8 protein-coding genes and 2 pseudogenes are annotated in these 12292 nt (G+C 49.9%); 9 read left to right on the top strand and 1 reads right to left on the bottom strand.

Features of this window, described 5'->3' with window-relative positions; all coding sequences use genetic code 11:
• The first annotated feature begins 477 nt into the window (after positions 1 to 477).
• The 4 genes and pseudogenes from rpmH to KZE55_RS09865 form a co-directional block, all read left to right on the top strand.
• Positions 478 to 612, top strand: coding sequence for a 50S ribosomal protein L34 (gene rpmH / locus KZE55_RS09880; protein WP_003665227.1), 135 nt, complete (start codon positions 478 to 480; stop codon positions 610 to 612).
• A 135-nt stretch (positions 613 to 747) separates the two neighbouring features.
• Complete coding sequence (rnpA, locus tag KZE55_RS09875) at positions 748 to 1092, top strand: ribonuclease P protein component (protein ID WP_222258329.1); 345 nt, start codon at positions 748 to 750, stop codon at positions 1090 to 1092.
• Positions 1093 to 1154: 62 nt separating this feature from the next.
• Positions 1155 to 1934 carry a membrane protein insertase YidC gene (gene yidC / locus KZE55_RS09870; RefSeq protein ID WP_222260014.1) on the top strand — a complete coding sequence of 260 codons (780 nt, stop codon included), beginning with the start codon at positions 1155 to 1157 and terminating at the stop codon, positions 1932 to 1934.
• Positions 1935 to 2115: 181 nt separating this feature from the next.
• A pseudogene (locus tag KZE55_RS09865) lies at positions 2116 to 3035 on the top strand (glutamate--cysteine ligase); the annotation flags it as partial.
• 150 nt (positions 3036 to 3185) lie between these two features.
• On the opposite strand, the pseudogene KZE55_RS09860 reads toward KZE55_RS09865, so the two are convergent.
• A pseudogene (locus KZE55_RS09860) lies at positions 3186 to 3918 on the bottom strand (gamma-glutamyl-gamma-aminobutyrate hydrolase family protein).
• Between the two features lie 146 nt (positions 3919 to 4064).
• Between KZE55_RS09860 and jag the strand changes: the two are divergent.
• From jag to KZE55_RS09835, 5 genes are all read left to right on the top strand, one after another.
• A complete protein-coding gene (jag, locus tag KZE55_RS09855; RefSeq protein WP_222258328.1) occupies positions 4065 to 4865 on the top strand; it encodes an RNA-binding cell elongation regulator Jag/EloR in 801 nt (266 codons plus the stop codon).
• A gap of 143 nt (positions 4866 to 5008) precedes the next feature.
• Positions 5009 to 6397, top strand: a complete 1389-nt coding sequence (mnmE, locus tag KZE55_RS09850) for a tRNA uridine-5-carboxymethylaminomethyl(34) synthesis GTPase MnmE (protein WP_222258327.1) — start codon at positions 5009 to 5011, stop codon at positions 6395 to 6397.
• 8 nt (positions 6398 to 6405) lie between these two features.
• Positions 6406 to 8352 (top strand): tRNA uridine-5-carboxymethylaminomethyl(34) synthesis enzyme MnmG, encoded by a 1947-nt coding sequence (gene mnmG / locus KZE55_RS09845; RefSeq protein ID WP_222258326.1) that lies wholly within the window; start codon positions 6406 to 6408, stop codon positions 8350 to 8352.
• A gap of 341 nt (positions 8353 to 8693) precedes the next feature.
• Complete coding sequence (asnB, locus tag KZE55_RS09840; RefSeq protein WP_222258325.1) at positions 8694 to 10613, top strand: asparagine synthase (glutamine-hydrolyzing); 1920 nt, start codon at positions 8694 to 8696, stop codon at positions 10611 to 10613.
• 113 nt (positions 10614 to 10726) lie between these two features.
• Entirely contained in the window at positions 10727 to 12277 is a 1551-nt protein-coding gene (locus KZE55_RS09835) for a UDP-N-acetylmuramoyl-L-alanyl-D-glutamate--2,6-diaminopimelate ligase (protein WP_222258324.1), read from the top strand.
• Positions 12278 to 12292 lie beyond the last annotated feature (15 nt).

The following is a 12292-nucleotide window of genomic DNA, read 5'->3' as shown; positions in this document are numbered from 1 at the left end:
AATAATTCCTCCTAATATTTAAGTCCAACGGGTATTTTATCATTCTCTAAAAAAGTTTTCCACAGGGTAGTCGATGGAATAAAAAATTTACACAACTCTGTGTGTAATTCATTGTTATAGGATGTGGAAAAGGTGGAAAGAAGCAGATAAATGATGGCTATTAACAGCTGGCTGTGGATAACTCATTGCTGTTATAGCGGTGATTTATCGACCTTTCAACAGAAATTAACAGGCCTGTGGATAACTTGATAACAGGGTGTGAATTTGGGGATGACCAGTGCAATTTCCTGTGTAAAAATTATCCACAGGGGGAGCTTTTACACAGTGCTGTGGATATTTTTTAACTCTCTGTGGATAACTAAAAAAATTAAATAAATTTTGGCCGTTTATTAATCCTGAAAAATATGTTATACTGCCAAAGTATGTTTGAAGAAAGATTAGAAACAATCCCATTTATAAAATAGGAGGTGCAATCGCATGAAGCGCACGTTTCAACCAAAGAAGCGTCACCGTGCACGTGTCCATGGCTTCCGTAAGCGCATGAGCACCAGCAATGGCCGTAAGGTATTAGCACGTCGGCGTCAAAAGGGCAGAAAAGTATTATCTGCATAACCACGGCCACTTTTATAGTGGCTTTTTTTATTGTATAGGGGCGGGCAAGCAATTCAGCGAACAACGATCGTTGGCGTTGTTGTTTGCCGGGCCCTTTTTTAGTACCGAAACAAGTAAGGCTGGAGATTAGACATCATGAGAAAGTCATACCGAGTAAAAAAGGAAAGTGAGTTTCAACGGGTTTTTGAGACTCACAATTCCGTTGCGAACCATAAATTCATCATTTATCAGATGGCTAAGCCAGGCCAGAAGCATTTCCGGGTCGGAATTTCAGTTGGGAAAAAAATCGGTAACGCGGTTCACCGTAACTGGGTTAAGCGGCGCATTCGCCAGACCCTCTTAGAGGTAAAACCCCAATTGCGGTCAGATGTTGACTTTTTAGTGATTGCCCGCCCGGCTGCTGACGGTTTGGAAATGGCAGAAATAAAGAAAAACCTGGTTCACGCTTTGAAGCTGGCCAAGTTAATTAATGAAAAGTGAGGAACAATAGCGTGAAAAAGAAGAAAAAAGCCCTGAGCTTAGCGGCTGTTGCTAGCTTAACAATGCTGCTGGCTGCATGTTCTAACAAGCCGGTAACGAGTCACAGCACCGGATTTTGGGACCACTACATCGTTTATAACTTCTCGCAGTTTATCATCTGGCTTTCCAACCACACCGGTGGCTACGGGATGGGGATCATCATCTTTACAATCATTATTCGGGCCCTCCTCTTACCACTGATGTTCTACCAGACTAAGTCCATGATGAAGACCCAGGAATTAACACCAAAGTTAAAGGCCATTCAAAAGAAGTATTCATCACGTGACCGGGACTCCATGATGAAGATGCAAGAAGAGACCCAAAAGCTGTACAAGGAAGCGGGTGTCCACCCGATGGCCTCAATGTTACCGCTCATCATCCAGCTGCCAATCATGTGGGCCCTGTACCAGGCAATCTGGCGGACCCCTGAATTGAAGCATGGGACCTTCCTTTGGCTGCAGTTAGGGCACACTGACCCTTACTATGTAATGCCAATTTTAGCGGCGGTCTTCACCTTCATTAGTTCCTGGCTGGGAATGGCCTCCATGCCAGAGAAGAATAGCATGACAACGATGATGACCTGGTTCATGCCAATTATGGTATTCTTTATGGCTCTTGGTTTCTCGTCCGCCATTACCCTTTACTGGGTGGTTTCTAACGCCTTCCAAGTTGTCCAGACCCTATTAATTCAAAACCCATTCAAGATTCGTAAAGAACGGGAAGAAAAAGAACGGGCTGAAAAAGCGCGGAAGCGGAAGTTAGCCAAGGCTAAGCGGCGGGCCTACCAAAGTAAGCGTAAATAGGTAAAGCCCCCAACTTAAATTTTTAATATTAAAATCACGACCTAGTTCAAAAAACGGGGTCGTGATTTTTTTTTAATAAACAATTACTGATAAACGCTTGTCAATAGGCCCCACACGGTGTTCCTTGTGAGTAGCCATGCCGCTTGGCCCACTCCTTCAGGTAGGCCTCCTTCTTCGGCCCCATCTTAGCCAGGACCAGCACGTTATTGATTTAGTTTTACAGAAGTTTCCGGACCAGTTTACTGACGAACGGGCCGTCCGCAATCACCTCTATACCGTGGTCGCCCAGGGCTTTGTTCGCTACCGCTGGCTGTTGACCTACTTATTTGGGGCCAGCCCGGTGGCCGAGGCGGGCTACTTTGATAAGGATGACTTCCTGGCTTACCCCCTCCGTAGCATTCGACAGAGCAAGTATGGTTTTGGAACCAAGTTCAAGGGGGACTACACCAACCTGACGGCCTATATTAACCGGATTGAAGAGGGGGTTAAGCAGGGAATCCTGACATCAGACTACGAGTTCCACGGCCCCGTGCGCTTTAAGGGGAACCGTAACCTAAAGGAATTACCGAAAAAGGGGATTGAGTACCTTAAAAGGGGATTGAGTACCTTGAATTGCGGATGCTGGACCTTGACCCGAGTAGTTCGGTAGGGATCCGCACCGGGACCGTTCGTTTTATCCGTCTACTGGCAAGTTACTTTATCATGCACCCGGCGATGAAGGAATCAGAAGTTGCCCCCCTGCTTGATAAGGCCACTCAGATGAACCAGATTACGGCGGCGGAGGAACCGACCGCCCCGAGTAGGTACCAGGCGACCGCATTAGCAGTCATTCGTCACCTGGAACACTATGCTAACCAGATCCAACTGGGGCCGGAGTATTCGGAAATCCTAGAGGACCTTGAGGACCGGGTGGTGAACCCGATGACAACACCGAGTGCCCGCCTGTTGAACTATGTTAAGGACGGGTCACTGGAGGAATATGCCCTGCGTCGGGCTCAGCGTTACCAGCGGGCCGCCTTGGAGACCCTCCACCCCTTCCGTGGCTTTGAGGACGGCCGGATTTATACTGCAGATGAGTTACGTAAAGAATTGGCTTGGTAAGAGAAAGCATCAGAATGCCCCGTAACATCAAGGTTACAAGGAGCGCTCTGATGCTTTTTCCCATTTTAAACATGCTCTAGCACGGTCCACAAAGAGGCCTTTAGCACGCGGATTTTCGGGTACTAAAGGCCTCTTTACTGATACTATTAATTATTGTCTAGCGGCAGCAGCCCGTTGGATGAGGTCGGAAAATAGGTTCTGAGAATACTGGTAGTGCTTAAACATATTTTCTGGGTGCCACTGAACAGCTAAGACCTGGTCATTGGCCGTTGATTCGACCGCCTCGGGCACCTGATCGTCGGCAACCGCGGTGACGTGGAGGGTTGGGGCAATCTCATGAAGGGCCTGGTGGTGACGGGAGTTGACGTAGGGGCGGCGGCCGACCAGGTTGAACAGGCGGCTGTCTTCATCAACGGTAACGTGGTGGGAAGGCAGGTTGCCCGGAGCGTCCTGGGTGGGCATGCTTGAGCGTCTTTTTGGGGTCTTCAGAAAGGTCCTGGTAGACCGACCCCCCAAAAGCAATGTTGATCAATTGCATCCCCCGGCAAATGCCCATGACCGCCTTGTCTGCGGCCAGGGCTTGCTTTAAGAGGGCAATCTCAAACAAGTCCCGTTTCCGGTAGGTCGTGCCCAGTTGCTGGTGAGGTTCTTCATTGTAAAAGGTCGGGTCGACATCGGCACCGCCGGCAAAGATAATGCCATCAAACAGGCCTAGGTAATCTACGGCTAATTCAGGTTCAACAATCGGAAAGATGACGGAAACCCCACCAGACTTAACGATGGCTTCAATCAACGGGCGGGGCGCAAAGGCGGCGTTTCGCTCGTTGATAATGTTGGTTGCTTCAGTTAAGGTATCAGCAGGAATGGCAATTCGTGGTCGCATAGGCGCCCTCCTTTGTTTCTAATCAAAATTTAATGTTTATTATATAATGAAAATACGGACCCTGCAAAGGATGTATTTCCCGGGAAATGAAATTTTGAAAAGGTGGTATCCTTAATAAAGGATACTAATTCGGGGAGGAAATATTTATGGTCGTTTATACGGGCAAGACAGTTAAAGAAGCGATTCAAGTTGCCAGTCGGTCCCTACACAAGCTAGAAAAGGAATTAAAGGTCGAAATCATCGACCAGCCGCGGAAGGGATTTTTGGGAATTGGCCGGCGCCCAGCAAAGATTGAGGCAACGGTGAAGCCACCCGTTGTCAAAAAGGTGACAACCACAGTTAAGACACCAGCAGTCAAGAAGCCGCAAAAAAATGCGGGAATGCAGGCACCAGTCGCCAAGGAAGTCGACGTCCCAACTAACGATGGCAAACGGGGAAGCGACCAGGACCCGGCCGTGATTGCAGCCCGGCACGAAGCCAACGTTCGCCACACCAGAAATACCGGACAGCAGCTGACCGTTTACCTCAAGAAAGTTTTTGCAACACTGGGCATTGAGACTAAACCCGAAATCAGCAAGGTGGCCGCCCATGCAATCACAATTGACATCAAGACGGGACAATCTGGTAAGGTGATTGGCCACCACGGCCGGCGGATCAACGCGATGGAACAAATCAGTGCTGCTTTTATGAACTACCACGGGGCCCCCAAGACAGCAGTCATTTTAGACACGTCTAACTATCGTCAACGGCGGCAAGCAGCCCTCCACGAAATTGCGGAACGGGCGGTTACCGAGGTGGTTGCTAGTGGCCAGGCGGTTTACCTGGACCCGATGCCGGCGCGGGAGCGCAAGCAATTGCACCGGGAATTAGAGGACAACGACCACGTACGGACGTATTCACACGGTCGGGACCCCTACCGGAGCGTTGTAATTGCGCCTAAGGACTAGTTTTCGATTGACAATCGGTCACGAAGAATTTAGAATATGGGCGATTATAAAAATTGAGTTGTTAAAGTAGTGAAAGTGCTTTGACCATGTTTGCTGTAGCTGACGTGGACTAGCACTTTTTTTAGTGAAGGGAGCATCGACTAGTGGCGAATAGTGAAAATGATACGATCGCGGCGATTTCAACCCCAGTTGGTGAGGGTGGTATCTCAATTATCCGGATCAGTGGGGATGACGCGATCCCAGTGGCCCAGAAGATTTATAAGGGAAAGAACCTGGCCAAGGTCCCGACCCATACGATTAACTACGGGCACATCATTGACCCCGATACCAAGGAAGAAGTAGACGAGGTCATGGTGTCGGTAATGCGGGCTCCGAAGACCTATACCTGTGAGGACGTTGTTGAAATCAACTGCCATGGTGGCCTTTTAGCAACTAACCGGATCTTGCAGCTGGTCTTGAGTTACGGTGCCCGGATGGCCGAACCCGGTGAGTTTACCAAGCGGGCCTTTCTAAACGGGCGGATTGACCTTTCCCAGTCAGAAGCGGTCATGGACCTGATCCGGGCCAAGACTGACAAGTCGATGAAGGTGGCCTTAAACCAACTTGATGGGGATCTCTCCCGGCTGATTCGCCACCTTCGTAAGGATATTCTGGATGTCCTCGCCCAGGTCGAGGTCAACATTGACTATCCAGAATACGACGCGGTAGAGGAAATGACCACAAAGATGTTGAAGGAAAAGGCCATCGACATCCAACAACGGATTCAGGCCCTTTTGAAGACGGCCAAGCAGGGTAAGGTCTTAAGAGAAGGGCTGGCAACGGCCATTATTGGCCGTCCCAACGTTGGCAAGTCCAGCCTGCTGAATTCCCTACTGCACGAGGATAAGGCCATTGTGACTAACGTGGCGGGAACGACCCGGGACGTCATTGAGGAATACGTCAACGTCAACGGGGTCCCCCTCAAGCTGATTGACACCGCAGGAATTCGCCACACGGAGGACACGGTCGAAAAGATTGGGGTCGAACGGAGCAAGAAGGCCCTCGATGCGGCCGACTTGGTCCTGCTCCTCATCGACAGCTCATCCCCGTTGACCGCAGAGGACCGGGAACTGTTGACCGCTACCAAGGACAAGAAGCGGATCGTGATTCTTAATAAGACGGACCTGCCGCAGAAGGTCGACTTAGCGGAACTGAAGCGATTAATCGATGGCGCGGCCCTGGTGGAAACTTCGATTGTTAAGCATGAGGGGATGGACAAGCTCGGGCAAAAGATCAGCCACATGTTTTTCAACGAGGGGATTGAGAGTGGCCAAAACACGGTAATGGTCACCAATGCCCGCCACATTGGCCTCCTCCACCAGGCCAACGACGCTTTAAACGATGTGTTGAAGGGAATCAACGACGGGATGCCAGTTGACCTGGTCCAGATTGATATGACCAGGTGCTGGGACCTCTTGGGAGAAATCACCGGTGACTCTTACCAGGATGAGCTCCTTGATCAATTATTTAGCCAATTCTGTCTAGGAAAGTAGGGAAGATTGTGAAGTCAAGTGAATCATTGAAAACCTCAGATGCCGTCCAGTATGAAGGCGGTACTTACGATGTCATTGTTGTCGGTGCCGGCCATGCCGGAAGTGAGGCGGCCCTGGCGGCGGCCCGGATGGGGAACAAAACCCTCCTGATTACCATTAGTCTGGAAATGGTCGCTTTCATGCCATGTAACCCGTCCGTCGGGGGACCCGCCAAGGGAATCGTGGTCCGGGAAATCGACGCCCTCGGTGGTGAAATGGGCCATAATATCGATAAGACTTACATCCAGATGCGGATGCTAAATACCGGTAAAGGCCCAGCTGTCCGGGCATTACGGGCCCAGGCAGACAAGCACGCCTACCACCGGCAGATGAAGTTAACCATGGAACGGGAACCAAACCTGACTCTTCGTCAGGCAACCGTAGACCAACTAATTGTTGAAGACGGTGTCTGCAAGGGGGTAGTCACCAATACCGGTGCCCGCTACCATTCGAAGACCGTTGTTCTGACGGTGGGAACGGCCGCCCGGGGAAAGATCATCATCGGTGAATTGCAGTACCAGTCGGGTCCTAACAATTCGAAGTCTGCAGTTAAGCTTTCCGAAAACCTAGAGCAGCTTGGTTTTGACCTGGAACGGTTCAAGACTGGGACACCGCCGCGGGTCAACGGGAACACCATTAACTTTGACGAGACGGAAGAGCAGCCGGGGGATGTCGAACCGCACCACTTCAGTTTCGATACCCCAGATAGCAAGTATATCGCCGTTTCCGACCAGCTAGCCTGCTGGTTGACCTACACCAACCCGACGACCCACGGGATCATCCGGGCCAACCTGAACCGGGCGCCAATGTTCTCCGGTGTTATTAAGGGAGTAGGGCCCCGCTACTGCCCATCGATTGAAGACAAGATTGTGCGCTTTGCCGATAAGTCCCGTCACCAGGTCTTCTTGGAACCAGAAGGCCGGGATACGGACGAGTACTACCTCGACGGGGTTTCTACTTCGATGCCCGAAGAGGTCCAGCAAAAGATTGTGCACTCCATCAAGGGACTGGAGAAGGCCTCACTGATGCGGCCGGGATACGCCATCGAGTATGATGTCGTAGCCCCTTACCAGTTGCACCCGACTTTGGAAACGAAGCTTATCAAGAACCTCTACACTGCTGGTCAGACCAACGGTTCTTCCGGTTACGAGGAGGCGGCTGGACAGGGAATCATCGCCGGGATCAACGCGGGACTCCGGGCCCAGGGCAAGAAGCCGTTTGTCCTCAGCAGGGCCGATGCCTACATCGGGGTCATGATTGATGACTTAGTTACCAAGGGCACTAAGGAACCGTACCGTCTACTGACGAGTCGGGCGGAATACCGGCTAATCCTCCGCCATGACAATGCCGACTTCCGGTTGATGGAAAAGGGCCACGCGATTGGCCTGGTTAGTGATGCCCGCCTGGCAAAGATGGAAGCTAAGAAGAAGCAGGTGGCCGACGAAATTAGCCGGCTGAAGGCCATCAAGTTCAAGCCGAGTGATGACCAGGTTAACGACTTTATCGAAGCCCACGGTGACAACCGCTTGAAGGATGCGGTCACCGCGGCCGACTTCATCAAGCGCCCCTACGTCAACTACCAGACCCTCCTGCAATTTATCCCGGCCCCGGCTGAAAAGCTGGACCGGCACGTAATTGAACAGGTAGAAATCCAACTCAAGTACGCCGGCTACATCAAGAAGGAAGAGCAAAAGGTTGAACGGATGAAGCGGATGGAAGCCAAGCGGATTCCAGACGATATCGATTATGAAGACATCGATGGTCTGGCAACGGAAGGTCGTCAAAAGCTGGAGAAGATTCGGCCGGAAACTTTGGCCCAGGCTTCCCGGATCTCCGGGGTTAACCCTGCTGACCTAGCAATTTTGAGTGTCTACATTCGTCAGGGGAAGTTCTCCAAGAAGGACCACGAAAAATAATTTCCCGGGAAATAGAAGCTGAAAAAAGCAACAGAGTGCTCCGTATGGCTAGTATAGGACGGAACGGGTCAATGATTGTCCGTAATCAATAGACTTGCTTCGCGGCGCTAGCCACTAGGAGCACGCTTTTTTCGCGATTACTATGTAATATTCGGAAAGCTGAATGAGACTGGTGAGAAAACAAAATTTCCTCCCAGCTTCTTTTGGGCTTACGTGGATCTTAATATCTGGTGAAACTAAGGATGAAATCCCTTGATGTTGGGTTGAGTATGTTATAATTTAGTTTCGAGCTAATCCATGACGAAATATTTTAATTCTGAAGAAAGAAGAGGGACTTTACAATGTGTGGAATTGTTGCGTTTGTTGATAACGAAAAACCACAACTAAAAGATACTTTAATCAAAAAGATGAAGGATCGAATTATCCACCGGGGCCCCGATGCCGAGGGGCAGTACGTGGATGACGACGTGGCCCTCGGCTTCCGGCGGCTCAGCTTCATTGACGTGAAGTCTGGTAACCAACCCATCTTTAACGAAGACAATACTAAAATCATCGAATTTAATGGTGAAATTTACAACTTCGAAGAGTTACGGGCCCAACTGATTAAAAAGGGCCACACCTTTACCACCCACGCCGATACGGAAGTAATCCTTCATGGTTACGAAGAGTGGGGGAGAGACATCTTGCAAAAGCTGCGGGGAATGTTCGCCTTCATCATCTGGGACACGAAGAAGAAGGAGATGTTTGGTGCCCGGGATCACTTCGGCATCAAGCCGCTCTACTATGCTCAAATGAATGGGACCTTCTTTGTCGGTTCTGAGATCAAGGCCTTTCTTGACCACCCGAACTTCAAGATGGAGTTGAATAAGCGGGCACTGAAGTCCTACATGACCTTCCAATACAACGTTACCCAGGAAACCTTCTTCAAGGGTGTTTTCCGTCTGCCAGAAGCCCATTACTTCACTTATAAAGACGGTAAGTTCGATATGGAACAGTACTGGGATGAAGACTTTGACCCGAAGAAGGAGAGTTTTGACGAGGCCGTTGACAATATTGATGACGTGGTCAAGAACTCCGTTAAGGCCCACACCTTTGCTGACAAGGGGATCAAGGTTGGTTCCTTCTTGTCTGCTGGGGTTGATTCAAGTCTGGTAACCGCCCTGATGCGGCCAAATAACACCTTCTCAATTGGGTTTGACAGTGGCTACGATGAGACTAAGCAGGCCCGTGAATTGGCTGCCAAGCTGGACCTCAAGAACACCGACAAGCTCCTGACTGATGAGGAGGCCTTTAAGACCTTCCCACTGATCCAGTACTATTTGGACGAGCCCGACTCTAACCCATCGGTCGTGCCGCTTTACTTCTTAAACAAGTTGGCTAAGGACAACGGCTACAAGGCCCTCCTGTCCGGTGAAGGGGCCGACGAATTGTTTGCGGGATACACGGCATACGGCTTTAACACTAAGGTTAAGTTCATTCGCTGGATCACTGACCAGCTGAAGAAGCTACCGAAGGGAAAGCGTTACAAGCTCGGTGAATGGCTGGAAGGCAAGCACTTCCACGGGTCCGAACACCTCTACCGGAACCTGGCCCCGGCCCGGGAGACATTCATTGGCCAAGCTTACATCTTCAGTCCGGAAGAAGCGAACGAATACCTGAAGCCAGAATACCAAGATGGCCCATCTATTGTCGACCTGCTCAAGCCACTCTACGACAAGTGTGACGAAAAGAAGGACATGAACGAAGTAGCAAAGAAGCAGTACGTTGACTTGCACCGCTTCATGCCTGGTGATATTTGCTTAAAGGCCGATAAGATGAGCATGGCTAACTCCGTGGAGATCCGGGTGCCACTCCTTGATAAGGAAGTAATGAAGGTTGCGCAAACGACGCCAACCAACTACCTCTTTAACTACAAGGGGACTAAGTGGGCATTCCGGATGGCCGCCAACCGTCACCTACCTGAGGAATGGGCAACTCGACCAAAGCTTGGCTTCCCAACCCCAGTTCGGGAATGGTTACACGAAAAGAAGTACTATGAAATTGTGCGGAAGATGTTTGAGCAGGATTTTGTTAAAGAGTTTTTCGACCAGGACAAACTGTTGAAGCTGGCAGATGACAACTTTGCGGGCAAGATTGACGGCCGACGGAAAATCTGGACAGTTTACACCTTCTTAATTTGGTACAAGCTGTACTTCATTGATAACTTCAAACCTGATGAATCAGGAATTGACAAGGCCAAGGCAACGGCTGCTGAAGCTTAAATAACATGGCTGGGTTTAATCCCGGCCTTTTTTGTTTAGGTGCCATTCACATTTAACAGAAAAAATGAAATAATATAGTTTTAAGAGAGAAAATCAAGAGGGGGCAATAATATATGGAATTGCATGTTACGCCTGCACTAACGCTACTGCGCGAGCACCATTTATTGGAACATATTAGTAACTTAACTGATTTTACCGCCACGAATGTATCCTATGATTCGCGGAAGGTGACGCCGGGAACCTTATTCTTTTGTAAGGGCAACTTCTTACCAAAGTATTTGACGATGGCTAAAGAAAAGGGTGCTATTGCCTACGTTGCTGAACAAGAATACCCTGAAGGCGGTCAATTACCGGCAATCATTGTTAATGATGAGCAGAAGGCAATGGCTTTGCTGGGAGCGGCCTTTTATGGCTACCCGCAAAATGACCTGCAGATCATCGCAATTACTGGGACGAAGGGGAAGACCACAACGGCCTATTTTGCTGACCATATCCTGGCCCACGCGACAAAGGACCACGTGGCGCTCTTCTCAACGCTTGACCGGGTATTAGGCAATCAGCCGGGCGACCGATTCAAGTCAGACCTAACCACTCCTGAATCTTTAGACCTCTTTCATGATATGCGGGCGGCAGTTAATAACGGGATGACCCACCTGGTGATGGAAGTATCATCACAGGCTTACAAGAAGAACCGAACTTATGGCCTCCACTTTGATGTTGGTATCTTCTTGAATATCACGCCGGATCACATTGGCCGCAATGAGCACCCAACCTTTGCGGACTACCTCCACTGTAAGGAACAGCTGCTGGTTAATTCGAATGTTTGTCTAATCAATGCCGAAACCGATCACCTAGCTGATGTTTACTATGCGGCCAAGACTACAACCCAGCCAGAGAATATCTACCTCTTTGCTCGGCATGGGGCGGACGTCGATCTGCCAGAGGGAGCAGTGATTGACTTTGAGTACCGCAACGACCTAGAGGACCTCCACGAGAGTGAGTTTGAACTGCGGGCCTGCTCAAAGAAGGGGCAGCGGTTTGCTCTTAACGAGCGTTACACGACGAGTGTTCCCGGTGATTACAACGAAGGAAACGCTGTTGCGGCAATTATTTCGACGGTCTTAGTGGGGGCTAAAGCAGATGATGCCCTAGCCACCCTTGATCACGTTCACATTAAGGGCCGGATGGAGATGCAGAAAACCCAACGCCATGGGACGATTTACATCGATTATGCCCATAACTATGCCAGCCTGAAGCGGCTTCTGGCCTTCTTAAAGCGGCAAACGGATGCCGGTAAGGTGACAGTTGTCTTGGGGGCCACTGGTGACAAGGGGATTTCCCGTCGTAAAGGATTCGGGAAGGCCCTCTCGGAAGAGCACCCCGACCGGATTATCCTTACGACTGATGACCCTGGTTTTGAAGACCCGATGAATATTGCCCGGGAAATAAATTCCCATATTGAGCATTCACAGGTCGGCAAGGTCCAATACGAAATGGACCGGGCAACTGCCATTAAAAAGGCGATTGACAACAGCGGAAATGATGATATTGTTGTTCTTGCCGGGAAAGGTGAGGACCCTTACCAAAAGATCAAGGGTGTTAACACCCCGTACGCGACTGACAGTAAAATTGCCGCCGATTATGTTCGGCAAATTGAAAAATAATTTACAGGAGAGGCA

It is taken from the genome of Limosilactobacillus panis (assembly GCF_019797825.1).
Lineage (GTDB): Bacteria > Bacillota > Bacilli > Lactobacillales > Lactobacillaceae > Limosilactobacillus > Limosilactobacillus panis_A.
Note: the sequence above shows the minus strand (reverse complement) of the source record. Positions and strands in the feature narration are given on the sequence as shown.

Coding starts and splice junctions, on each gene's coding strand:
- rpmH (WP_003665227.1), top strand. CDS start 478: ATGAAGCGCACGTTTCAACCAAAGAAGCGTCACCGTGCACGTGTCCAT.
- rnpA (WP_222258329.1), top strand. CDS start 748: ATGAGAAAGTCATACCGAGTAAAAAAGGAAAGTGAGTTTCAACGGGTT.
- yidC (WP_222260014.1), top strand. CDS start 1,155: ATGCTGCTGGCTGCATGTTCTAACAAGCCGGTAACGAGTCACAGCACC.
- jag (WP_222258328.1), top strand. CDS start 4,065: ATGGTCGTTTATACGGGCAAGACAGTTAAAGAAGCGATTCAAGTTGCC.
- asnB (WP_222258325.1), top strand. CDS start 8,694: ATGTGTGGAATTGTTGCGTTTGTTGATAACGAAAAACCACAACTAAAA.
- KZE55_RS09835 (WP_222258324.1), top strand. CDS start 10,727: ATGGAATTGCATGTTACGCCTGCACTAACGCTACTGCGCGAGCACCAT.